The organism is Streptomyces sp. NPDC018693 (genome assembly GCF_044391385.1).
In the GTDB taxonomy this organism is placed as follows: domain Bacteria; phylum Actinomycetota; class Actinomycetes; order Streptomycetales; family Streptomycetaceae; genus Streptomyces.
The window spans coordinates 24005-47364 of sequence record NZ_JBIRZZ010000015.1; the positions used below are offsets into that span (position 1 = coordinate 24005).

A 23360-nucleotide genomic window follows, 5' to 3' on the forward strand; every position below is an offset into this window, starting at 1 on the left:
GGTTCCCCGCGCTGACCGTGCCGAGCGGCGCGCCCGTGAGGGCCAACCGTCAGCCGAACAGCGGATGGTCGGGTGCCGGGGCGGCCGCGATGCGCGACGAGTGCCCGTACGGACCCGAGGTGGAACTGCCGAGCATACGCAGGGTGATCTCGTCGCCGTGCGGCAGCCAGGGTGGCAGGGCGAGGAGCGCGGCGGCGCACTCGGGTTCCCCCGAACGGCCCGTCGAGGCGACAGGCGGCGAGGCGGGGCCTTCCATGGAAGACATGTTGCGCCCAGACACCCGGCCTCTTCTCGCCCTGACGGCACTCGCACTGCTGACGGCCCTCGCCGTCGGCTGTACGGGATCCGACGGCGACACCACGGCCGCCGCCGGCCGTGCGATCGCCCAGACGTCGCCGCTGCCCACCGTCCCGCCCGCCCAGCCACCGCCGCAGCTCACCCGGGAGGGGATCGACCGCGCGGTGGACCAGCTGGACGGCGTCGTCGAGGACGCGATGCGCCGGACCGGGGTACCCGGTGTCGCCGTGGGCGTGGTGTATGAGGACGACGTGCTGTATCTGAAGGGCTTCGGCGTGCGGAAGGCGGGCACGAAGGACCGCGTCGGAGCCGACACCGTCTTCCAGCTGGCCTCGGTCTCCAAGCCGCTCGCGTCCACCGTGGTCGCCGCCGCCGTGGGCGAGGAGACCGTCGGCTGGGACGACCCGGTCGTCGAATACAGCCCCGGCTTCGCCCTGAAGGACCCGTGGGTCACGCGCCATGTCACGCTGGCCGACCTGTTCGCGCACCGCAGCGGGCTGCCCGACCACGCCGGAGATCTGCTGGAGGACCTCGGCTATGACCGCTCGTACATCCTGGAGCACCTCCGCTACGAGCCGTTGGAGCCCTTCCGCGCCCACTACGCGTACACCAACTTCGGGCTGACCGAGGCCGCCGTCTCCGTGGCCCGGGCGGAAAACACCAGCTGGGAGAAGCTGTCCGCCGAGAAGCTGTACCGGCCGCTCGGCATGGACTCCACCAGCTCGTCCTTCGCCGACTACGAGAAGGCGAAGAACAAGGCCGCCCCGCATGTGAAGAGCGGTGACACCTGGCGTGCCGAACAGGTGCGCGACGCGGACGCCCAGAGTCCGGCGGGCGGGGCCAGCTCCACGGTCCGGGACATGACGAAGTGGATGCGGCTGCAAATGGACAACGGCAAGTTCGGGGGCCGCCAACTCATCGACGCCGACGCGCTGGAGCAGACCCACCTGCCGCACATCCTCTCCAGCCCACCGCCCGCGCCGGCCGGCCGGGCCGGGTTCTACGGGCTCGGCTGGAACGTGAGCTACGACGACCAGGGCCGGCTCAGGCTCGGCCACTCCGGCGCCTTCAACCTGGGGGCGGCCACCAACGTCACCCTGCTGCCCTCGGAGCGGCTCGGCATCGTCGTCCTCACCAACGGCCGGCCGGTCGGTGTGCCCGAGGCGATCGCCAACACGTTCCTCGACACCGCGCAGACGGGCGGGCCGACCGTGGACTGGCTGACGTTCCTCGGCCCGATCATCCAGAAGTCGACGGAAGGCGATCGCTCACCGGTGGACTACGACAAGCCCCCGCCCTCACCCGCACCCGCCAAGGCCAACAGCTCCTACACCGGAACGTACGCCAACGACTACTACGGTCCGCTGACCGTCAGCGCCCAGGGCGACGACCTCACCATGGAACTCGGGCCGAAGAAGCAACGGTTCCCCCTGCGCCACTACGACGGTGACACCTTCAGCTTCCGCACCACGGGAGAGAACGCCGTCGGACTGTCCGGCGTCACCTTCACCGTCGGGTCCGACGGGCGCGCCGAGAAGGTCCGGGTCGAGAGCCTCGACACGACCGGGCTCGGCACCTTCACGCGGAAGGACTAGGCCGCCGGCAGGGTCGGCTGGACCCGGCGCAGGAAGGTCGCGTTGTCGGGCGTCGCCCGCATCCGCTCCAGCAGGGTCTCCAGACCGCCGTGGCCGTCCCGGTTCCCCAGCGCCCGGCGCAGTCCGCGTACGGCGGTCAACTCGGCGGGGGAGAGCAGGAGTTCCTCGCGTCGCGTGCCGGAGGCGGGCAGGGCGACGGCGGGGAAGACGCGCCGGGAGGCGGGTTCGCGGTCCAGGCGCAGTTCCATGTTGCCGGTGGACTTCAGCTCCTCGAAGAAGAACTCGTCGGCGCGGGAGCCGGTCTCGACGAGGGCGGTGGCGAGGATCGTCAGCGAGCCGCCCTCCTCGGCGGCCCGCGCGGCGCCGAAGAACCGCTTGGGTCCGATCAGCGCGGTCGCGTCGACGCCGCCGCTGAGGGTACGGCCCCCGGCGGCGGCCGCGTGGTTGTGCGCCCGGCACAGCCGGGTCAGGGAGTCCAGCAGGATCACCACGTCCTCGCCCGCCTCGACGAGCCGCTTGGCCCGCTCGACGACGAGTTCGGCGAGGGCGATGTGCTGCCGGGGCGACCGGTCGAAGGTCGAGGCGTACACCTCGCCGCACACCGAGCGGCGCATGTCGGTGACTTCCTCGGGGCGTTCGTCGAGCAGGACGACCATCAGGCGGCACTCGGGGTGGTTGCCCGCGACGGCCGCGGCGATCTGCTGGAGCAGCACCGTCTTGCCGGTCCTGGGCGGGGCGACGACCAGCCCGCGCTGCCCCTTGCCGACGGGCGCGAACAGGTCGGTGACGCGCCCGGCGAGCCCGGCCGCCGGGTGTTCGAGGCGCAGCCGCTCGCTGGGGTGCAGCGGGGTCAGGTCCCGGAAGTGCCGGCGGGCGCCGGGCGTACGGCCCTCGACCGGCGTGACGTCGGTCAGGGCGTTCGTGTTGCCGCGCACGCCTGCCACGAGGTCGCCCTTGCGCAGACCGTGACGGCGGATCAGCGCCGGGGCGACGGACGGGTCGGCGGGGGAGGGCAGCAGGTCGGGGCCGCGCAGCCGGCCCTTTCCGCTGTCGTCGACGTCGAGGACGCCGGTGGCGAGCCGGGTGGACGGCCGCTGGATCGGGGCGTGTTCGAGTGCGGTGGTCATGGGAGGCGGTCCTTTCGAGGACGGCGGAGACGAGGCATGCGGAAGGGAAAGGGAAGACGCCGCGAGGGAGAGCCATGGAGAACCGTGGACAGGGAGGTCCCACGGATGTGCCTGTGAGCGGCGGAAGACGGCCTGCGCGCTTGCCGATTCGGCGAGGCGGAAGGCGAACAGAGATGAGGAATCGCACCGGCGCCCACGACGGGGCGTACACAGATGCGGACGGCACCATACCATATCGAATATGGCTGTGTCCTGATCAGCGGCTATGGATTACTGTCACGGCATGTCCACGCCGCCTCAGCCTCCGCAGCCGCCCGGCCCGCAGCAGCCTCCCGGCCAACCGTCCGGAACCCCGCCCCAGCCGAGCGCCTATCCGTACCCCAACCCGCAGTCGCCGGCGGGCTATCCACCGCCCACCGCCCCGCCGGGCGGGCAGAACTTCTACGCCCAGCCCACCATGGTCGGCCAGCCGGGGCAGCCCCCGGTCGCCCACCCCTACGCCCAGCCGGGGCCGTATCCGGAGGTGCTCGCCTCGCCGGCCGGTGGCGGTGGCAGTGGCGGGAGCGGCGGCGCCGGGCGGGCCGTGCTGTGGGCCGTGCTCGGCGCGGTGGTCGCGTCCGCCGCCTGGGCGGGCGGTGTGTTCCTGCTCGGTGGCGGTGTCACCGGGAGCGCGGACCTGCGCGGTTACTCGGCGCCCGAGAACCTGTGCACCACCATGGACTACTCGTCCTTCAAGGAGGACTACCCCGAGGAGGACGACGATCCGACGGCCCGCGCCGTCAAGGACCCCGCCCTCGACACCAGCCGCTGCAGCCTCAGCCTGACGGCGGACGGTTCGGACTCCAGCGACGGATACCTCTACGCCGACGTGGCCCTGCACAAGGAGACCGATCCCGGACCCGAGTTCACGGCGACGTGGAAGAAGTACGGCGAGATGTACGAGGACTACAAGGTCACCGAGGTCGACGGCATCGGTGACGAGGCGTACCTGGTCTCCGACAGCTCCAGCGAGACCTCCCGGTACTCCACCCTCGCGGTGCGGGACGGCTGGATGACGTACTCGATGAGCTTCAGCAGCTACTCGTACGGCGACGACGACCCGGAGCCGCCGACGCAGGACGAGATAGCCGAGTGGCTGAAGAAGGACACCAAGGCCACGCTGGAGAAACTGAAGTAGTCCTGGTCAGACTGTTCCCATGTCCCTCAAATACGCCGTCCTGGCCGCCCTCCTGGAGGGAGAGGCGTCGGGCTACGAGTTGTCCAAGGTCTTCGACGTCTCGCTGGCGAACTTCTGGCCCGCGACCCCGCAGCAGCTCTACCGCGAGCTGGAGCGGCTGGCGCGGGAGGGTCTGATCGAGGCGCGGATGGTGGAGCAGGAACGGCGGCCGAACAAGCGGATGTTCAGCCTCACCGAGGCCGGCCGCGAGGACCTCCGGGCCTTCGCGGCCGCCCCGCCCCGCAGGCCGACCGCGATCCGCGACGAACTCATGATCAAGATCCAGGCGGGTGACGGAGTCGACCCGGACACGACCCGGGCGCTGATCGAGGAGCGCATGACCTGGGCGCGCGGCAAGCTCGCCCGCTACCAGCGGGTCCGCGAGCGGCTCCTGGAGGGGCGCACGGAGGACGAGTACCTGCGTGAGGCCGAGCGCATCGGCCCGTATCTGACCCTGATGGCGGGCATCGCGTTCGAGGAGGAGAACCTCCGCTGGTGCGCACGCGTTCTGGACGTCGTCACACGGCGTGTTGCCCTAGGCTGAGCCGGATGTTCAGCCCTGAAGGCCCGAGCCTGCGCGAACTCGCCGTCCAGGCCCTGTCGTCCGTCCAGCGCGGCTACGACCTGCTCGCCCCGAAGTTCGACCACACCCCCTTCCGCACGCCGGACTCGGTGCTCGACGCCGTCGCCGCCGCGCTGGCGCGTACGGGGTCGTACGAGGACGGACTGGACCTGTGCTGCGGCACCGGCGCCGGGATGGGGGTGCTCGCCGAGGTGTGCCGGCACAGCGTCACCGGCGTCGACTTCAGCGCCGGGATGCTCGCCGAGGCCACCCGGCGCACCGAGATCTCCGGGCCGCGCGTGTCCTGGGTGCGGGCGGACGCGCGTGCCCTGCCCTTCACGTCCGCCTTCGACCTCGTCGTCAGCTTCGGCGCGTTCGGCCACTTCCTGCCCCGGGAGCTGCCGGGCCTGTTCGCCCAGGTGCACTCCGCGCTGCGACCGGGCGGCACTTTCGCCTTCCCGGTGCTCGCCCCGCCCCGCCCGACCACCCCGGCGTTCTGGATGCTCCTCGGCTTCGACGCCGTGATGCGGGTGCGCAACGCCCTGTGGCGGCCGCCGTTCGTCATGTACTACCGGGCCTTCCGGCTCGGTGACGTACGGCGGGAGCTGGAGCGGGCCGGGTTCCGCGTGGACCTGCAGGCCCTGCCCGAGTTCGGGCGGCGGCGGGACGGCAGCCCACGGGTCCGGATGGTCGAGGCCCGGCGGATCCACTGACCCGGGGGGAGGCTGAGGGTGGTGCGGGCCACGCCGCGCGTGAGCGGCCGAGACCCCGCACCGCCCGGTCACGCGTGCGCGCTCATCCAGCGCAGCTTGGCGGCCTCCTGGTAGGGACCGCCGCCCTCGTGGTCGTTGAAGTCGTACACCTCGATCGTCTTGTCGTCGTGGCCCCAGGCGTTGAAGGCGGCGAACACCGTCGACGGCGGGCAGGTCTGGTCCTCCAGGGCCACCGAGAACAGCGCCGGCGCCGAGCCACGGGCCGCGAAGTGCACACCGTCGAAGTAGGAGAGGGTGCGCAGGGCGTCCTCGGTGCGGCCGCGGTGCGTCTTGAGGAACAGGCCGATCTCCCGGTACGGATCGCGGTCCGTCATGGTCGTCGCGCGCGGGAAGTCGCACAGGAAGGGCACGTCCGGGGCGATCCCCGCCAGGTCGGGCACCAGACCGCCGACGGCGAGGGTGATGCCACCGCCCTGGCTCCCGCCCACGGCCACCGTGCGCGCCGCGTCGGTCAGCGGATGTGAACGGGCCGCCTCCACCGCGCGCACCGCGTCGGTGAACACCCGCCGGTAGTAGTAGTTCTCGGGCGCGTCGAGGCCACGGGTCATGAAACCGGGGTACGCCGGGGCGCCGCCCACCGGGTCCGCCGTACCGCCGCCACCGCCCCAGGCGCTGCCCTGGCCGCGGGTGTCCATGACGAAGTGCGCACGGCCCGAGGAGGCCCACAGCAGGTGCTCGTGCGGGAGCCCGCGTCCGCCGCCGTATCCGACGAACTCCACGACCAGCGGCACCGGCTCGGTGGCCGCCGCGGGCAGCGTCAGCCAGCCCTTGACGGGGTGGCCGCCGAACCCGGCGAACGTCACATCGAACACCTGGACGGTGGTCAGCCCCGTGTCGACCGGCTCGAACCGGGCGTCGAGGTCGTACTCACGCGCCTCCTGAAGGGTCTTGGACCAGAACGCGTCGAAATCCTCCGGCTCGGTCGACTTGCTGCGGTAGTCGCGGAGTTCGTCGAGGGGCAGATCGAACAGGGCCATGCGGGACCGCCTTTTGTTAAGTGCCTGTACGAATGATCACCACCGTACGGGCGAGAGGCGGTGCTTTCCAGACCCCGGGCTGTTTGTCCGTCACGCCTCACGCCGGGTCCACTGCGGCTCGGTGCGCGCCCACTCCCGTTCCCACTCGGCGAGCCGGTGCCGCAGGGACACGTGGCGCACCACCGCGTGCCCGGCCAGCACCAGCGTGCCCGCGCCGATCGCCGCGCAGACGCCGACGGTCAGCGTGTGCTGCCAGATCGTCGTGTCGCTCTGCGGCGCGGCGACACCGCGGCCGCGCCCGTCGACCCAGACGGTCACCCGGTCCCCGGTGCTCGTGCCGGACGGCACCCGCGCCGTCGTCGTCCGCGGCTCCTGGCCCGGGTCGGTCCAGCGGACGGTCACCCGGTACGACTGCTCCCGGTCGCCGTACCCCGTGGGCGGCGAGCCGGGCACCGCGCCGACCACCTCCGCCTGGACCGGGCGCCGCTCGGCCCGCTGCTCCGCCGCGACCGCCCGGGCCTCCCCGTACGCCCAGCCGCCGACCAGCGCCCCCGCCAGCGGCACACCCACCAGCAGCAGGACGGCCACGACCAGCGCCGTCCACGCCTCCACCACGTCCGACCGGCGCCGCAGCGGGTTGCTCCGCCACCGCCAGCCACGCACCCGGGTACGCATGTCGACCTCCTCGCCGCACACGGACGAGTGCCCACGGAGAGGAATTACCCCCTTTCGGGGGCGCTGTGCGCGGCGGAGGGTGCCGCCGGGTCAGCCGAAGCGTTCGACGCGGACGCGGTCCACCGGCTGGCCGGCCGCCACCAGCAGGCGCGACGCGTGTTCGGCGAAGGCGTTCGAACCGCAGACGTACGCCTCCCAGCCGCCGGGCGGCACGTCGGCGAAGAGCGGTGCCAGGTGCGCGGCGGCCAGGCGACCCACCGGCAGGCCCGCCGGTGCGCGCCGTGTGAACACGGGCGTGGTCTCCTCGCCGTACTCCCGCGCGTAGATCAGCTCCTCGGGCCCGCGCGCGGAGACCAGCAGCCGCAGCGGCACGTCCAGGGCGCGCGCCCGGTGGTGGCGGACCATCGACATCAGCGGTACGACGCCGGAGCCCGCGCCGACCAGCAGCGCGGGCCGGTCCCCGGGCCAGGCGAAGAAGCCGCTCACCGGACCGCGCACCTCCACCCGGTCGCCGGGCCGGGCGACGGTGTGGAACCAGCCGGAGACCTCGCCGCCCTCGACGTGGTCCAGGGTCAGCTCGATGTGCCCCGAGTCGTCGGGGGCGGAGGCGATCGAGTAGTGCCGCTGGGCGGTGTAGCCGTCCTCGGCGGTCAGCCGCAGCATCAGGTGCTGCCCCGGCACATGCCCCGGCCAGCCGGGCACCGCCAGCCGGAAGCTGGCCGCGCGTGGCGTCTCACGCCGGATCCCGGCGACCGTCGCGGTCCGCCACACGGCGGCCTCCTGGGCGCCCACGGCGATCCGGCCGGGCACGGCGAACCGGGTCGGGGGAGTGAAGGTCTCAGTCACCGGAGTACCTCTGCTCCTCCCACGGGTTGCCCCGCTCGTGATAGCCGTTGCGCTCCCAGAAGCCGGGCTCGTCGTGGTCGAGGATGCGGATGCCCGCGATCCACTTGGCGCTCTTCCAGAAGTAGAGGTGCGGCACCAGCAGCCGCGCCGGCCCGCCGTGCTCGGGCGCCAGCGGCCGGCCGTCGTACTCGAACGCGATCCACGCCCGCCCGCCGGTGAGGTCCGCCAGCGGCAGGTTCGCGGTGTACCCGGTGTGCGAGTACGCCACGGCGTGTGTCGCGGACGGCTCGGGACCGGCTTCGTCCAGGAACGTGTCCAGGGACACGCCCCCGAACCGCACCCCGAACTTCGACCAGCTGGTCACACAGTGGATGTCCCCCTCGTACACCGACCCCGGCAGCGCCCGCGCCTCGTCCCAGGTCCAGATGCGCGGCCGCGTCACCAGTCCGTCGATCCGGAACGTCCACTCGGCGGCCGTGAGGTCCGGGGTGACCTCGGCGGACAGCACGGGCCAGTCGTCGCCCGCGTCGTACTGACCGGGCGGGAGTCCCGGCCGGTGCACTCGGGGGCGGCCGGTGAAGCCTCGGGTGACCTGCCGTGAGGGTGGTGTCATACGGGGTGCTGCCATACCGGGTGGTGCCTGCCTCGGACGCGGACGAAAAGATTGCGTGGTCAACGGTACGTGCCCGTCGGCCACCGCCCATCCCCCGGTCGTCCGGAACCTCGGCCGCCCCGGGAATATCGTCCGCAGCACGCCTCTTGGCCTGAAGGAGGCCACAGCGGCGTGAACACCAGGGAAGGGAATCGGGCGGATGGGCATGACGACGGCCGGCGGCGAGGACAGCGGGCTCGGACACGGGCACGTACTGGACAATCCGGTCCTGGCCGCCCTCACCGGCCCGCACGCGCGTTTCGCCGAGCGCCGGGGCCGTGCCCTGCGCTACCCCCTCGACGTCACCCCCTGGGTGGCCCTGCCCGACGCGCCGGACGCCGACGACTGGGCCGACCTCGCGGCACTGGCCGGCCCCGGCGCGGAGACACCGCTGCCGTCCTTCGGGTGCGAGGCGCCCGACGACTGGGAGATCACGTTCCGGATGGCCGGAGTGCAGCTCGTCGACGCGGGCGTGGCCGCCGCCCCGGACCCGGAGGCGGTGCGCCTCGGCCCGGCCGACGTCCCCGAGATGCTCGACCTGGTCGACCGCACCCGCCCCGGGCCCTTCCTGCCCCGCAGCATCGAACTGGGCACCTACCTGGGCATACGCCGGGAAGGACGCCTGGTCGCCATGGCGGGCGAACGGCTCCGACCGCCCGGCTGGACGGAGATCAGCGCGGTGTGCACCGACCCGGCGGTCCGCGGCGAGGGGCTGGCCACCCGGCTGATCCTCGCCGTCGCCCACGGCATCCGCGCCCGTGGCGAGACCCCCTTCCTCCACGCCTCCGCCGACAACACCCACGCCCTGCGCCTCTACGAGTCCCTCGGCTTCCGCCTCCGCCGCACCGCGACCTTCCTGGCGGCCCGGGTACCGGAGCGGCAGGAGGCGGGGCGGGAAGCGGCCGAAGTGACCATGGGTGTCCGAGGCGTGGGGTAGGGTGACCAACCGACCGCGGACATGCCGCCGTCGTGTGAGGCCGGGGAGGTGGGACCCATTACCGCAGTGTCAGGTCGGGTGCTCTCACCTTCGGACGGCGTGGACCGTCGGCCGTAGGCCACCACGGGAGCGCCCTTCGCCCTCCGAAAGGCCCTCGGCTGTCATGTCCTCCTCCTCGTCTCCCTTCGCTTCGTCGTTCCCTTCGCCGGGCACCGTTGCGGCCGCGCTGCGCGCCGCCGGGTGTGTCTTCGCCGAGGAGGAGGCGGAGTTGATACTGGCCACGGCGCGTACGGCCGGTGACGTCACCGCCATGGTGGAGCGCCGCGCCGGCGGTCTGCCCCTCGAACAGGTCCTGGGCTGGGCCGAGTTCCACGGGCAGCGCGTCGCCGTCGAGCCGGGTGTCTTCGTGCCTCGCCGCCGTACCGAGTTCCTCGTCGACCAGGCGCTCGCCCACGCCCCGCACGCGCGCGTGGTGGTGGACCTGTGCTGCGGCTCCGGTGCGGTCGGTGCCGCCCTCGCGGCCGCGCTCGGTCCCGCCGAACTCCACGCCGCCGACCTCGACCCGGCCGCCGTGAACTGCGCCCGCCGCAACCTCGCGGCCCACGGTGGGCACGTCCACACCGGCGACCTGTTCGCCGCGCTCCCGGAGCGGCTGCGGGGCCGGATCGACATCCTCGCCGCCAATGTGCCGTACGTCCCCACCGACGAGGTCGCCCTGCTGCCGCCCGAGGCCCGTGACCACGAACCGCGCACCGCCCTCGACGGCGGTGCGGACGGCCTGGACCTGCTGCGCCGGGTCGCCGCCGGTGCGCCGGGGTGGCTGGCGCCCGGCGGCTGCCTGCTGGTCGAGACGAGCGAGGGTCAGGCCCCGCACGCCGTCGAGGTGGTCACCCGCGGCGGCCTGGCGGCGGGACTGGCCGTCGACGACGACCTGTACGCCCATGTCGTGATCGGCACCAGGGTCTGAGGGACGCCCGGTGACGGCACGTCAGGCGCCGGCGCGCGTGGCGTCCTTCTCGCTCCTCCCGCCCTTGTCGCCCTTCTCCGAGGGATCCGGGGAGGCCGTGTCGCCGTTCCCCCAGCGGTGACCGTGCCCGAAGCCGGGGAGGCCGCCGCCACGCCGCTCGCCCCGGGACTTCCCCTCGAAGGTGCCGGAGGCGACCCGGTCGGCGGTCCGGGTGTCCCCCGAGCGGATGCCGGTGACGACGACCGTGTCGTCCTTCTTCAGCGCGTCGGCCCCGGAATCCGAGTCGCCGTCGCGCAGGACGGTGGTGTCGGAGTCCACCGTCCACGTCCACGAGGTGCCGTCCTCGCTCTTGACGGTGACCCGGTCGCCGTCGACCTTCTCGACGGTGCCGCGCTGCCAGACCCGCACGACCCAGTCGTCGGAGTCGGGGTCCCGCACGGTCGCCTCCCCGTGGACGGCGCCGCCCCCGAGGCCGAACCACATGCCGCGGCCGTGCCGGGAGTCGGACGTGCCGTCGGAGGAGGACGGTGACGGCGACGGCGTGCCGCCGCCGGAGTCCTCGGACGTGGCGGCGAAGGCGACGGTGCCGCCCAGCGCCAGCACGCCCACGGTGGCCGCCGCGACGACCGCGCGGCCACGGGCGGAGCGGTGCTGCCACAGTCGGCGCAGCGGGCTCCGCGTGGGTTCCGGACCGCCGGGTCCGGTCAGCAGCTCGGGCTCGGACGTAACTCCGGCCCTGGTCTCCCTGTTGTCGGGGTGGTGCGGTTCCTGCGTCACAGCTCACTCTCCTAGCCCCGGCGGCATGGGCGCACGCCTTGCTGTGATTGTGGGAAAACAGCGGTAAGGCGCCGGTAATAAATCCCTGTGAACCAGGCGGAGTCGGACAGCGGACGCACAGGTTGGGCGGCGCGGCTCAGGCGCGGGCCCGCGCCACCAGCAGCGCCACGTCGTCGTGGTTGTCGGGGTGATGGAGGGTGCGCAGCAGGTAGTCGCACAGGTCCTCCAGCTCCTGCCCGGGCCCGTCGAGCAGCGAGAGCAGGGCGTCCAGCCGCTCGTCCAGGGAGTGGCGGCGGGTCTCGACCAGGCCGTCGGTGTAGAGCACCAGCCGGTCGCCGGGGGCGAAGCCGACGGTCGTGGTGGAGAAGGGCACCCCGCCCACGCCCAGCGGCGCCCCGGTGGGCAGGTCGAGCAGCTCGGGCAGCTGTCCCGCCCGTAGCCGCACCGGCGGCAGATGCCCGGCGTTGGCGATCCGGCACTGCCCCGCCTCCGGGTCGTGGACGACGTACAGGCAGGTCGCGATGGAGTGGTCGAGGCCGTCGGTGATCCGGTCCAGATGCTCCAGGAGCACGGCGGGGTCGAGGCCGAGCGAGGCCAGGGTGGTCGTCGCGGTGCGCAGCCGGCCCATCGTGGCGGCCGCGTCGATGCCGCTGCCCATCACGTCGCCGACGACCAGCGCGGTCCGCCGGCCCTCCAGCGGGATCACGTCGAACCAGTCGCCGCCCACCTCGGTGGTGGCGCCGGCCGGCTGGTAGCGGGAGGCCACCTCCAGGCCGCCGGTCACCGGCGGATGGCTGGGCAGCAGGCTGCGCTGGAGGGTGAGCGCGGTGGTGCGGGCGTTCTGGTACCAGCGGGCGTTGTCTATCTGGATCGCCGCGCGCGCCGCCAGCTCCCGGGCCAGCAGCAGGTCGTCCCGGCCGAACGCCCGCGGATTGCGGGTCCGCTTGAGGTCGAGGGCGCCGAGCACCTCACCGCGCGCGATGAGCGGCACCGCCAGATACGAGTGGACGCCCGCGCGGCCCAGCAGCACCGCCGCCTCGGGGGAGCGGGCGATGCGCCCGAGGTCGTCGTCCCTGACCTCGGTCACCAGGATGGGCCGCCCCGCCCGTACGCACTCGGTGACCAGCCGGTCGGGCCCGTACCGGGCGACCTGTCCCGGCGGGTCGGCCGCCGCCAGCGCGTCCGGCGCGGCGTACGCGCGTACGGCCAGCGCCCGGATCACGGCCGGATCGGCGGGGCTGAGGCTCGCCGGCCGGCCCGCCACCACCGCGTCCAGCAGATCCACGGCGGCGATGTCGGCCAGCTCCGGGACGGCGACATCGGCCAGCTCACGCGCGGTGCGTTCCAGGTCGAGCGTGGTGCCGATCCGGGCCGACGCGTCGGCGATCAGCGCCAGCCGGCGGCGCGCCGCCTCGGCCTCGACGCCCGCCCGGTACTCGTCCGTGACGTCCACCACCGACACCGCGACGCCGAGCACGGTGCCCCGGGCGTCCTCCAGCCGGTACAGCGACACGTCCCAGGCGTGGTCCTCGTCCGGATCGGCCGATGTCCGCCCGACCGTGGACCGGTCGACCAGCGGCACCCCCGTGCGCAGCACGCGGCGCGCCGCCTTCTCCAGCGCCTCCGCGTCCAGCAGGGGCACCACCTCGCGCAGCGTCCGCCCGAGGTGCTCCTCGGCGGGCACGCCGTCGATCCGCTCCAGCGCGGGGTTCACGGACACGTACCGCAGATCGGTGTCCAGCACGGCCAGCCCGACCGGCGACTGGGAGACCAGCCGGGTGGACAGCGCCACGTCCTGCTCCACCCGGCGCAGGGTCGGCCGGTCGGCGCAGAGCCCGAGGGCATAGGTGTCGCCCCGGTCGTCCAGCAGCCGCATGTTGCGGAACTCCACCAGACGGGTCGCCCCGTCCTTGCAGCGGATCGGAAACGCCCCCGCCCAGCTCAGGCCGGTCTCCATGACGTCCGCGAACAGTTTGACCACCAGATCGACGTGCCGTTCGTGCACCATCACCTGCGCCGCGTACCGGCCCAGCGCCTCACGCGCCGAGTAGCCGAAGAGCTCCTCGGCCTGCGGGCTCCACAGCACGATGCGTCCCTCGGCGTCCAGGACCACAGAGGCCACGTTCAGGACGTCGAGCAGGCCACCGGGCCGTATCGGGCCGCCGCCCTCGGCCACCACCGCTTCGGCTGGACTCATGCTGCGCATCGCCTCCGCACCTTGCCGCACGGCACGACGTCCCCCGTGCCGACTCCCCCCGTTCTACCGCGCCCAACCCTCTTCTCCCATGCCTTGCGCGCCTTCGCCTCCGCTTCGTCGGGGCCGTCACCGGTGTGGCGGAGCCGTCCGTTCCCCGGCTGCTCCCCGGCCGCCCATCAAGTTGGTCTGTACATGACTACGGAAGCGGTCCAGACTGTGCGCCGAGCGCGTTCCCCACCCCCCGTCGAGGAGCCTGTCCATGCCCTTGCGCCCTGCCCGCCGCCGTCGTCACACAGTCCGTGCCGCCCTCGTCGCCCTGGCCACCGCCACGGCCGCCGCGCTGGTCGCGGCCCCGCCCGCCGCGGCCGCCGACACCTGGACCGAGGCCGGCTCCGACCGCGCCGACCCGCTGACCGAGAGCCAGGGCCTGACCTCCGTCGAGGTCCCGGCGGGCAGCCCCAACCGCTACACCGGCATCGGCACCATCCCGCTCGGCGCGGCGATGCGGGGCTGGAACCACGTCGGCGACCCCGACGCCTCCTACGACGGCCACTACGTCGAGCCGTACCAGTCGGACTCCAACGGCGCGAAGATGTTCCGCGTGCAGGCACCCGGCGGCGTCTGGTCCGAGTACGTCCACGCGCTCGTCCCCGGCGAGGCCCTCAACAACTCCTGGGTGGCGATCTCCCCGGACGGTCAGTGGATGCTGGCCGGCGAGTGGGGCACCATGACCCGGCTGCTCGTCTTCCCGACCCCCGGCGCCAACCCCGCCACCTCGCCCTCGGCGAACCTGCCGTGGGTCTCCACCGTCCGCCTCGACCGGGCCGTGCGCGACGTCCAGGGCTGCGACTTCTCCGGCCCGACGACCCTGCTGTGCTCCTCCGACGACCCGGCCGGCACCCTGTTCGGCATCACCAAGCCGCTCCTGCAGATCGACCTGTCCGCCCCGCCGAACGGCACCGCCGACGTCTCCGGCCGGGTCACCGCCCTGCGCCAGCTGCCGCTGCGCAGCGGATGCTCGGGCTCCTTCGAGACGGAGGGCGTCGACTACGACCGCCGCACCGGCACCCTGCGCGTGATCGTGCTCTCGCCGGGCTTCTGCGTCCTGACGGACAGCAAGACCTACCGCTTCACCCGCGGCTGAGTGTCTCCCTCGGCCGGGCACCGGTCGTTTCGCTGGTGCCCGGCGGGGAAAGTGGTGCTTTTCTTGGGATTGACACGGTTCGCGGGGCACATCCGCGCCGCCGTGTCACCGCCACGAGAGGAGCGTTCACGATGGACCGCGAGCGACCGCACGAGGAGTCCGTCTCCGTCGAGATCAGCGGATGCAGCAAGGAGGACGCCCGGATCGTCTTCGACGCGCTGTGCGCGTGCTTCGAGTCCGACCGGGCCGCCGACGACGTGCCGCAGCAGCTGCACGAGACGCGCCCGATGGTCTGGCTCGGCACCTTCGAGGTCACCGAGACCCACACGTGCCCGCCGCCCGCGCGACTGTCGTCCACCGTCGAGGCCGACGCGCAGGGCGGCTACTGGGCGATCGACCGCCTCCGTACGACCCTCGACTCCCTGTTCTCCGTGCGCGACATCACCACCGCCTCCGGCGACCAGGAACGCGAGCTGCACGTCCTGCTCGCGAGCCGCTGACGGCCGGCGGGGTGAACGGGCGGCCCGCTCCGGTCGGGCCGCCCCCGAACGCCGTGCGCCCCCGGTGACGATGGCCCCATGACGGAGGGCGGCGCGCCGCTGGGGGCGCGGGAGACGGACGGGCTGCGGACGGCCGCGAAGGGATGGCACGGCGTGCAGCTCGCCGTGCTCGGCTTCGTGGGGCTCTGCGGCATCCTCAAGGGCTCCGGCCCCGACCAGGTGCCGCGCGGCATCCAGATCGCAGCCGCCGTGCTGGCGCTGTCCGCCCTCGCCCTGGCCTGTCTGGCGGTCGTGCTGGTGGGCACGGTCGCCTGGCCGCTGTACGGCGGCCACGCCGCCGGCGCGAGCCGTACTCTCCGGGCCGGCATCGTCCTGACCTTCCTCTCCGTCGTCCTGCTGGCTCTGTCCGCCGCCGCGTCCTGGTGGCCGGTGCCCGAGCGCGGCACCTCCGAGAGCCTGGTCCAGGTCTCCACCGGCACCGTCACCGTCTGCGGGGCACTGCGCCAGGGCGGCGACGGGTTCGTCACCCTGCGCGCCGACGGTCGTACGGCCGCCGTCCCGCTCGACCGGGTCACGGCACTGCGGCCGGTGCGCGGCTGCGGCTGACCAGGACCGACGGTGTGACCGACGTCAAGCCCGAGCCATTGTGCAACTAGTTGCACAATCGGGTGCGGTGCCTTTACAACTACAGGGACGACACCGCGCACGGAGGGCCCGATGAGCCGTTACCCCCACCTGCTGAGCCCGCTCGACCTGGGCTTCACCACACTGCCCAACCGCGTCCTGATGGGCTCGATGCACGTCGGCCTGGAGGAGGCCGAGCGAGGCTTCGAGCGGATGGCGGCCTTCTACGCCGAGCGGGCCCGCGGCGGCGTCGGCCTCATCGTCACCGGCGGCATCGCCCCCAACGACGAGGGGCGGCCCTACGAGGGCGGCGCCAAGCTCACCACCGAGGAGGAGGCGGAGCGGCACACGGTCGTCACCGACGCCGTCCACCGCGAGGGCGGCCGGATCGCCCTCCAGATCCTCCACTTCGGCCGGTACGCCTACCACCGCGACCTCGTCGCCCCCAGCCCCCTCCAGGCGCCGATCAGCCCCTTCCCGCCCCGCGAGCTGACCGACGCCGACGTCGAGCGGACCATCGACGACTACGCCCGCACCGCCCGCCTGGCCCGGCGGGCCGGCTACGACGGCGTGGAGATCATGGGCTCCGAGGGCTACCTCATCAACGAGTTCATCGCCGCGCCGACCAACCACCGCACCGACCGCTGGGGCGGCTCGTACGAGAACCGCATGCGCTTCCCCGTGGAGATCGTGCGCCGGGTGCGTGAGGCGGTCGGCGAGGACTTCATCGTCATCTACCGGCTGTCGATGCTCGACCTGGTCCCCGGCGGCTCCACGCTCGACGAGGTGATCACCCTCGCCAAGGCCGTCGAGCAGGCCGGCGCGACCCTCATCAACACCGGCATCGGCTGGCACGAGGCCCGCATCCCCACCATCGCCACCTCCGTGCCGCGCGGCGCGTACACCTTCGTCACCAAGAAGCTCATGGGCGAGGTGTCGGTCCCGCTGGTCACCACCAACCGCATCAACACCCCGGAAGTCGCCGAGGAACTGCTTGCCGACGGCTGCGCGGACATGGTGTCCATGGCCCGTCCGATGCTCGCCGACCCCGACTTCGTCAACAAGGCCGCGGCCGGCACGCCCGAGGCCATCAACACCTGCATCGGCTGCAACCAGGCGTGCCTCGACCACACCTTCAGCGGGAAGATCACCTCCTGCCTGGTCAACCCGCGCGCCTGCCACGAGACCGAACTGGTCCTCGCCCCCACCCGGCTGAAGAAGCGCGTCGCCGTGGTCGGCGCGGGACCGGCGGGCCTCGCGTGCGCGGTGAGTGCCGCCGAACGCGGGCACCAGGTCACCCTCTTCGACGCCGCGAGCGAGATCGGCGGTCAGCTCAACGTCGCCCGCAAGGTCCCCGGCAAGCAGGAGTTCGACGAGACGCTGCGCTACTTCCGCCACCAGCTCGCCGCGCGGGCGATCGACGTACGCCTCAACACCCGTGTCGAGGCGGGGGACCTGGCCGACTACGACGAGGTCGTCGTCGCCACCGGCGTCACCCCGCGCACCCCCGACATCCCCGGCGTCGACCACCCCAGCGTCCTCGGCTACCTCGACGTCCTGCGCGACGGCGCCCCCGTCGGCGACCGCGTCGCGATCCTCGGCGCCGGCGGCATCGGCTTCGACGTCGCCGAGTACCTCACCGACGGTGGCGACAAGGCGAGCGAGGACCCGGCGACGTACTTCCGCCACTGGGGCGTCGACATGGACTACAAGGCACCCGGCGGCCTCGCCGCCCCCGAGCGGCCGACCCCGCCGCGCACCGTCCACCTGCTCCAGCGCAAGACCACCAAGGTCGGCGCCGGCCTCGGCAAGACCACCGGCTGGATCCACCGCACCGAGCTCAAGCACCGCGGAGTCACCATGGTCCCCGGCGTGCGCTACGACCGGATCGACGACGCCGGGCTGCACATCACCGTCGGTGAGGAGAGCACGGTCCTGGAGGTCGACACCGTCGTGCTGTGCACCGGCCAGGAGCCGCGCCGCGACCTGTACGAGCAGCTGCTCGCCGCCGGGCGCAGCGCCCACCTCGTCGGCGGCGCCGACGTGGCCGCCGAACTGGACGCCAAGCGCGCGATCAAGCAGGGCACCGAGGTCGCGGCCGCCCTCTAGAGGCCGTCCCCAGGACGATCCCGGTCCCTAGGATGACCCCATGTCACTCCCGCACGCGATCCTCACCGCCCTGCTGGAAAAGCCGTCCTCCGGCCTGGAGCTGACCCGCCGGTTCGACCGGTCGATCGGCTACTTCTGGTCGGCGACGCACCAGCAGATCTATCGTGAGCTGGGAAAACTGGAGGCCGACGGCCACATTCGGGCCCTGCCCGGCGAGCAGCCGGCCCGTGGGCAGAAGAAGAGCTACGAGGTCCTGCCCGCGGGCCGCGCCGAACTGGAGCGCTGGACCGCCGCGGCGCAGGACCCCAAGCCGCACCGCGACGCGCTGCTGCTGCGGCTGCGCGCCGCGGCCGTGGTCGGTACGGCCGGCCTGGAGGCCGATCTGCGCCGCCATCTCGATCTGCACCGGCGGCAGCTGGCCGAGTACCAGGAGATCGAGCGGCGCGACTTCCCGCCCGGCCGGGACGCCCCCGAGGACCGGCTGCGCCATCTGGTGCTGCGCGCCGGCATCGACCTCGAGACCTTCTGGACCGGGTGGCTCACGCACGCGCTCGCGGAGTTCGCGGAGTTCGCCGAAGTGGAGGACTGACCCGGATCAGAGCCGGTACGGCTTCGAGCGTCGGCGCAGGAACCAGGCCGCCGCGATGATCCCGATGCCGACCAGCGCGCCGCCCGCCGCCAGGGTCACCGTGCCGAAGTCCTCGATCGAACCGCCCTGGCCGCCCATCACCCCCCGTGAGGGCGAGGCCGTCGGGGAGGGGGTCCGCGTGGCGGGCGCGGACACGATCACGGACTGGCTGCCGGCCGTGGTCGCATTGGAGCACATGACGACCACCGTGTAGGTGCCGGGGCTGACGTTCGACCAGGCGGCGGACTGGCTGACGGTGGTCCCCGACAGCGCCACCTGGCGCCCCTCGGAGAAGTTCGCCTGGCTGCTGGTGAGCAGCGCCGCGGTGCCCCAGCTGCCGTTGATCAGGGTGCAGGCGCTGGTCACCACCGACACCGTGGAGCCGGTCGTGCTCACCGAGATCCCCGATCCCTGGGCGGCTGCCGGTCCGGAGGCCAGGGCGAGGGGAAGCGCGGCGGCGGCTGCCGCGGTCAGTCCCGGACGCAGGAAGGGACGTAGGAACGTACGAGCTTTGGGCATGGGAGCACCTCCGGCGGCACGGTTGGCGGTACATCCCTTGCGCCGCCGAGGGTCGGGTGCGCCCGTGCTGCCTCAGGGGCAGCCAACGCGCCCCGGCCCCGCCCCGCATCCGCGGCGCCGCCGGGCAGGTGACGGATTCCTCCGGACGGCCCATGGCCGGCCCGGTCGGCGGACCCCCGTGGTCACCGTACGTTCCGCCGACAAGGCGCCTTGGGCGGCGTCCGGCAGCCGGGCCCGCAGCCGCACCCGGTACGTGCCCCCGTCCTGCCGCCCGACATGGAAGCTGTACGACGCCCGGTCGAGCGGCGGGCCCCCAGGTGAAGACGTGTGTCGTGGCTCGGCAGCGCAATCGCGCAGCACAACGCCTCGGCGCTTTGCTCCGCCTGGACGTTGGTGATCGCCCCGGTGGGTTACGTATGCTGAAGTTCCTCACGGCCGAACTCCCCGAGAGGGCTGGGGAGTTCGTGCCATGGGCGCGGACCGCTGTCGTCGCTGATCCCGCGCCTGCGGGGCGGCCGGGCGGCCGGTGCCGACACGGACACCGGCCGCCCGGTGCCTGCCAGATCGTCAGAGGCCGTGCACCGTACGGCCCCCTCAGGGTGGCTCCCGCGCGCGACCGGACCCAGATTGGGCTGAGTGCCCGTCAGTCCTCCCCACGAGAGGGTCCCGCTATCGTGTGTGCCCCGTCGCTGACCCTGGCCGCGGCCGGCCTCGCCCTGCTGGCCGCGACCTCGCCGCCCGCACCCCAGGTCTCGCCTGCGGCGCACGAACCGGTGCCGCCGCAGGAGGGCTCCGTGAGCGCCGCCGACCTGCTGGCCCGGGTGCGGGACTGTGTCCCCGTCTCACGCGGCCGCTATCGCACCGACGCGGGCACACCCGCGACCGTGCCGGTCTGCGGCACCCGGGACGCCGTCTTCTGGAAGGCCGACCTGGACATCGACTGCGACGGCCGCCCGACCAAGCGCTGCAACGGCCGCACCGACCCGTACTTCTCCTCCAGCACGGCGTTCGAGCAGTCCGACGGCCGCTACCTGAGCGCCGAGCAGCTCCCCTATATCGTCGTTCCGGCCGCGAGCCGCCTCTGGGACCACCACGAGCACAGGGTGCGGGGCGGCTCGGTCGCCGCGCTGATCTACCGCGACCGGGTCCGCTACGCGGTCGTCGGCGACACCGGTCCCCGCGACGTGATCGGCGAGGCGTCCTACGCCGCCGCCAAGTCCCTCGGCATCCGCCCCGACCCGCACGGCGGCGGCGCCCCGTCCGGCGTCACCTACATCGTCTTCCGAAACACCCAGGTCAAACCGATCGAGGACCACGAGGCGGCGGTGGCGACGGGGGAGCGGCTGGCACGCCTGTTCGTACGGACGGAGGACATTGCGCCATCCACCCCGACGGCGGCTCCGACCGCACGACGCGCATGGACGGGGGCGGCCGGGCGGCCGGGGAACCGGGATGCGCCCGCGGGGTTCGTGGGGCGGGCGGATGCGGGGGACAAACGGACGGGGGCGGTGGGGCGGAAGGAGACGGTGGGGCGGCTGAAGGTGTTGGAGGGGCAGGGGGAGATGGTCGGGCGGTCAAAGGTGCGGGAGCGGCGGGTGGTGGAAACGGGGCAGTCGAAGGGACCGGTGGGGCAGGGGGAGACGGTGGGGCGGCTGAAGGTCCCGGTGGGGCAGGGGGAGATGGTGGGGCGGCTGAAGGTGTTGGAGGGGCAGGGGGAGATGGTCGGGCGGTCCAAGGTGCGGGAGCGGCGGGTGGTGGAAACGGGGCCGTCGAAGGGGCGGGAGGGGCGATCAGATGTGCGGTAGTGCCGTCCGGCGCCACGGCGCCAGGGCGGGGTGGCGGGGTGACGGCGCGCGCCTCCGACGCCGGGTGGGCGCCGGCCCGCGTGCGGCCTGGCTCCGGTCCTGCGACGAGGCAGAACCGGCGCTCGCCTGAGCCCTCGCCGAAGGCGCCGCCCACCCCCCGATCCAGGCCGCGGTGCCGACCGCGGACTCGCGTGTCGCCGCCGAGCACTCCGCCCGGCTCACACCTTCCGGTAGTCGTACGCCTCCCTGGCCGCCGCCTCCACCGCGTCGAGGTCGGCCCCGGCCGCCGCCGTGACCACCGCGGCCACCGCGCCCTCCACGAACGGGGCGTCCACCAGACGGGTGCCGTCCGGCAGTTCGTCGCCCTCGGCGAGCAGTGCCTTGACGGTGAGGACAGCACTGCCCAGATCGGTGAGGACGGCGACCCCGGCGCCACGGTCCACCGAGGCGGCCGCGGCGGCGATCAGCTCGGAACTGGTGCCGAGCCCGCCGCCCTCCGTGCCCCCGGCCGGGGCGACCGGCACCGCCGCGCCGCCGCCCGCGAGGCCGCGCGCCAGCTCGGCCACGGAGGCGGCCACCTCGGCGCTGTGCGAGACCAGCACGATCCCGACCGTCTTGTCGTCACTCATGGGCGCCTCACTCCCCGTTCGCCTCGGCGAGCCCGGCGATCAGCAGCGCCGACGACGTGGCGCCGGGATCCTGGTGCCCGATGCTGCGCTCGCCGAGATAGCTGGCCCGGCCCTTGCGTGCCTGCAACGGAACCGTCGCCTCGGCCCCCCGCTCGGCGGCGGCCCGCGCCGCACCGAACCCGTCGGTCAGCGCGTCGACGGCCGGCACCAGCGCGTCCACCATCGTCTTGTCGCCCGGGGCGGCCCCACCGAGCTGCATCACGGCGTCCACACCCGCGCGCAGCGCCTCCGCCAGCTGCTCCTCGCTCACTTCGGCGGCGTCGCCGAGCGCCTTGCCGGTACGCCGCAGCAGAGTGCCGTAGAGCGGCCCCGAGGCCCCGCCGACGGTGGAGATGAGCTGCCGGCCGGCCAGCACGAGGACCGCGCCGGGGGTCGTGGGCACCTCCTTCTCCAGTACGGCCCTCACCGCGGCGAAGCCGCGCTGGAGGTTGCTGCCGTGGTCGGCGTCCCCGATGGGGGAGTCGAGAGCGGTGAGCCGTTCCGCCTCACGGTCGACGGACGCGGCGGTGACCGTCATCCAGCGGCGGAAGAAGTCGGCGTCGAGCACGGGATCTCCTTGCGTGACAGGTGGGTCGATCACCGGCGTACGCCGTCTCACATGCCCCAGCGCAGGGCCGGCGTACTCACCGGCGCGTCCCACAGCCGCAGCAGCTCCTCGTCGATCTGGCAGACGGTGACCGAGGCGCCGGCCATGTCGAGGGAGGTGACGTAGTTGCCGACGAGCGTGCGGGCGACGGCCACACCGCGCTCGGCCAGCACCCGCTGCACCTCCGCGTTGAAGCCGTACAGCTCCAGCAGCGGCGTCGCACCCATGCCGTTGACGAGCACGAGCACCGGATTGCGCGGGGTCATGTCCTCCAGGATCGCGTGGACGGCGAAGTCGGCGATCTCCCCGGAGGTCATCATCGGCCGCCGCTCACGCCCCGGCTCACCGTGGATACCGATGCCGAGCTCCAGCTCGCCGTCCGGCAGTTCGAAGGTCGGGCTGCCCTTGGCGGGCGTGGTGCAGGCGCTCAGGGCGACACCGAAACTGCGGGCGTTCTCGTTCACCTGCCGGGCGATCGCCTCGACCCGCTCCAGCGGCTGCCCCTCGTCCGCCGCCGCGCCCGCGATCTTCTCGACGAACAGCGTGGCACCGGTGCCGCGCCGTCCGGCGGTGTAGAGGCTGTCGGTCACGGCGACGTCGTCATTGACGGCCACCTTGGCGACCTGGATGCCCTCGTCCTCGGCCAGCTCGGCCGCCATGTCGAAGTTCAGCACGTCACCGGTGTAGTTCTTCACGACGAACAACACCCCGGCCCCGCTGTCCACGGCCGCCGCCGCCCGCACCATCTGATCGGGCACCGGTGAGGTGAACACCTCACCGGGACAGGCCGCCGACAACATCCCCGGCCCCACGAAACCACCGTGCAGCGGCTCATGCCCCGACCCCCCGCCGGAGACCAGCCCCACCTTCCCGGCGACGGGCGCGTCCCGCCGTACGATCACCCGGTTCTCCACATCGACCGTCAACTCGGGGTGCGCGGCCGAGATGCCCCGCAACGCGTCGGCGACCACGGTCTCGGGGACGTTGATGAGCATCCTCATGGATACCTCCTAGTGGGATGTTCGGAGCCCCTTCTGCGGGCAGTATCGACCTTGCGGCAGCGAAGGTCACCTGCCACGGGACGATGGTCGGCAAACGCCGCGCCAAGGCGGTCGTCCCGGAGAGCACCGCGTGGCGGCGGCCGCGCGGCGACACCTC

Annotated in this window: 24 protein-coding genes; 12 read left to right on the plus strand and 12 right to left on the minus strand. The window is 73.2% G+C overall.

Annotated features, from left to right (window positions below; genetic code table 11):
* Positions 1-49 precede the first annotated feature (49 nt).
* The gene (locus ACH5AC_RS30435; RefSeq protein ID WP_398865437.1) at positions 50-256 is read right to left on the minus strand and encodes a hypothetical protein; all 207 of its coding nucleotides are present in this window, start codon (positions 254-256) and stop codon (positions 50-52) included.
* Between ACH5AC_RS30435 and ACH5AC_RS30440 the strand changes: the two genes are divergently transcribed.
* Positions 255-1892, plus strand: a complete 1638-nt coding sequence (locus ACH5AC_RS30440; RefSeq protein ID WP_398865438.1) for a serine hydrolase — start codon at positions 255-257, stop codon at positions 1890-1892. The two genes, ACH5AC_RS30435 and ACH5AC_RS30440, sit on opposite strands and share 2 nt — an antisense overlap.
* Here ACH5AC_RS30440 and rho read toward each other — a convergent pair.
* Positions 1889-3019, minus strand: coding sequence for a transcription termination factor Rho (rho, locus tag ACH5AC_RS30445; protein WP_398865439.1), 1131 nt, complete (start codon positions 3017-3019; stop codon positions 1889-1891). The two genes, ACH5AC_RS30440 and rho, sit on opposite strands and share 4 nt — an antisense overlap.
* A gap of 283 nt (positions 3020-3302) precedes the next feature.
* On the opposite strand from rho, the gene ACH5AC_RS30450 reads away from it, so the two are divergent.
* The 3 genes from ACH5AC_RS30450 to ACH5AC_RS30460 are packed head-to-tail and all read left to right on the plus strand — an operon-like array spanning position 3303 to position 5510.
* On the plus strand, positions 3303-4196 hold the full coding sequence (locus ACH5AC_RS30450) for a hypothetical protein (protein WP_398865441.1): 894 nt from the start codon (positions 3303-3305) through the stop codon (positions 4194-4196).
* A gap of 19 nt (positions 4197-4215) precedes the next feature.
* Positions 4216-4779: a PadR family transcriptional regulator gene (locus tag ACH5AC_RS30455; RefSeq protein WP_398865442.1), complete on the plus strand. Its 564-nt coding sequence runs from the start codon at positions 4216-4218 to the stop codon at positions 4777-4779.
* Positions 4780-4784: 5 nt separating this feature from the next.
* A complete protein-coding gene (locus ACH5AC_RS30460; protein WP_398865443.1) occupies positions 4785-5510 on the plus strand; it encodes a class I SAM-dependent methyltransferase in 726 nt (241 codons plus the stop codon).
* 68 nt (positions 5511-5578) lie between these two features.
* Here the strand turns inward: ACH5AC_RS30460 and ACH5AC_RS30465 are convergent, their stop codons facing one another.
* From ACH5AC_RS30465 to ACH5AC_RS30480, 4 genes are all read right to left on the minus strand, one after another.
* Positions 5579-6547: an acetylxylan esterase gene (locus ACH5AC_RS30465; protein WP_398865445.1), complete on the minus strand. Its 969-nt coding sequence runs from the start codon at positions 6545-6547 to the stop codon at positions 5579-5581.
* A 90-nt stretch (positions 6548-6637) separates the two neighbouring features.
* Positions 6638-7222, minus strand: a complete 585-nt coding sequence (locus ACH5AC_RS30470) for a DUF3592 domain-containing protein (protein ID WP_398865446.1) — start codon at positions 7220-7222, stop codon at positions 6638-6640.
* Between the two features lie 90 nt (positions 7223-7312).
* Positions 7313-8068 (minus strand): ferredoxin reductase, encoded by a 756-nt coding sequence (locus ACH5AC_RS30475; RefSeq protein ID WP_398865447.1) that lies wholly within the window; start codon positions 8066-8068, stop codon positions 7313-7315.
* Positions 8061-8681: a sulfite oxidase-like oxidoreductase gene (locus tag ACH5AC_RS30480; protein ID WP_398865448.1), complete on the minus strand. Its 621-nt coding sequence runs from the start codon at positions 8679-8681 to the stop codon at positions 8061-8063. Before ACH5AC_RS30480 ends, ACH5AC_RS30475 begins: the two co-directional genes overlap by 8 nt.
* Before the next feature lie 199 nt (positions 8682-8880).
* On the opposite strand from ACH5AC_RS30480, the gene ACH5AC_RS30485 reads away from it, so the two are divergent.
* Positions 8881-9657 carry a GNAT family N-acetyltransferase gene (locus ACH5AC_RS30485; protein ID WP_398865449.1) on the plus strand — a complete coding sequence of 259 codons (777 nt, stop codon included), beginning with the start codon at positions 8881-8883 and terminating at the stop codon, positions 9655-9657.
* 163 nt (positions 9658-9820) lie between these two features.
* Positions 9821-10624, plus strand: a complete 804-nt coding sequence (locus ACH5AC_RS30490; protein ID WP_398865451.1) for a putative protein N(5)-glutamine methyltransferase — start codon at positions 9821-9823, stop codon at positions 10622-10624.
* Between the two features lie 21 nt (positions 10625-10645).
* On the opposite strand, the gene ACH5AC_RS30495 is transcribed toward ACH5AC_RS30490, so the two are convergent.
* Both ACH5AC_RS30495 and ACH5AC_RS30500 read right to left on the minus strand, forming a co-directional pair.
* On the minus strand, positions 10646-11401 hold the full coding sequence (locus tag ACH5AC_RS30495) for a hypothetical protein (protein ID WP_398865452.1): 756 nt from the start codon (positions 11399-11401) through the stop codon (positions 10646-10648).
* Positions 11402-11537: 136 nt separating this feature from the next.
* Positions 11538-13598, minus strand: a complete 2061-nt coding sequence (locus tag ACH5AC_RS30500) for a SpoIIE family protein phosphatase (protein ID WP_398865453.1) — start codon at positions 13596-13598, stop codon at positions 11538-11540.
* A gap of 259 nt (positions 13599-13857) precedes the next feature.
* Between ACH5AC_RS30500 and ACH5AC_RS30505 the strand changes: the two genes are divergently transcribed.
* The 5 genes from ACH5AC_RS30505 (at position 13858) to ACH5AC_RS30525 (ending at position 18564) form a co-directional block, all read left to right on the plus strand.
* Positions 13858-14742 (plus strand): hypothetical protein, encoded by an 885-nt coding sequence (locus tag ACH5AC_RS30505; protein WP_398865454.1) that lies wholly within the window; start codon positions 13858-13860, stop codon positions 14740-14742.
* Between the two features lie 131 nt (positions 14743-14873).
* Entirely contained in the window at positions 14874-15242 is a 369-nt protein-coding gene (locus ACH5AC_RS30510) for a hypothetical protein (protein WP_398865455.1), read from the plus strand.
* 78 nt (positions 15243-15320) lie between these two features.
* Positions 15321-15848, plus strand: coding sequence for a hypothetical protein (locus ACH5AC_RS30515; protein WP_398865456.1), 528 nt, complete (start codon positions 15321-15323; stop codon positions 15846-15848).
* A 111-nt stretch (positions 15849-15959) separates the two neighbouring features.
* Positions 15960-17975, plus strand: a complete 2016-nt coding sequence (locus tag ACH5AC_RS30520; protein ID WP_398865457.1) for an FAD-dependent oxidoreductase — start codon at positions 15960-15962, stop codon at positions 17973-17975.
* 40 nt (positions 17976-18015) lie between these two features.
* Positions 18016-18564, plus strand: a complete 549-nt coding sequence (locus ACH5AC_RS30525) for a PadR family transcriptional regulator (protein WP_398865458.1) — start codon at positions 18016-18018, stop codon at positions 18562-18564.
* A gap of 6 nt (positions 18565-18570) precedes the next feature.
* Here ACH5AC_RS30525 and ACH5AC_RS30530 read toward each other — a convergent pair whose 3' ends face one another.
* Positions 18571-19122: a hypothetical protein gene (locus tag ACH5AC_RS30530; RefSeq protein WP_398865459.1), complete on the minus strand. Its 552-nt coding sequence runs from the start codon at positions 19120-19122 to the stop codon at positions 18571-18573.
* A gap of 674 nt (positions 19123-19796) precedes the next feature.
* Between ACH5AC_RS30530 and ACH5AC_RS30535 the strand changes: the two genes are divergently transcribed.
* On the plus strand, positions 19797-20927 hold the full coding sequence (locus tag ACH5AC_RS30535; protein WP_398865460.1) for a glycoside hydrolase family 75 protein: 1131 nt from the start codon (positions 19797-19799) through the stop codon (positions 20925-20927).
* A gap of 218 nt (positions 20928-21145) precedes the next feature.
* On the opposite strand, the gene ACH5AC_RS30540 is transcribed toward ACH5AC_RS30535, so the two are convergent.
* From ACH5AC_RS30540 to dhaK, 3 genes are read right to left on the minus strand one after another with little or no spacing between them, the layout of a single operon-like run.
* Positions 21146-21556 (minus strand): PTS-dependent dihydroxyacetone kinase phosphotransferase subunit DhaM, encoded by a 411-nt coding sequence (locus ACH5AC_RS30540; RefSeq protein ID WP_398865461.1) that lies wholly within the window; start codon positions 21554-21556, stop codon positions 21146-21148.
* Between the two features lie 7 nt (positions 21557-21563).
* On the minus strand, positions 21564-22163 hold the full coding sequence (gene dhaL, locus ACH5AC_RS30545; protein WP_398865462.1) for a dihydroxyacetone kinase subunit DhaL: 600 nt from the start codon (positions 22161-22163) through the stop codon (positions 21564-21566).
* A 47-nt stretch (positions 22164-22210) separates the two neighbouring features.
* Entirely contained in the window at positions 22211-23203 is a 993-nt protein-coding gene (gene dhaK, locus ACH5AC_RS30550) for a dihydroxyacetone kinase subunit DhaK (protein ID WP_398865463.1), read from the minus strand.
* Positions 23204-23360: the final 157 nt, after the last annotated feature.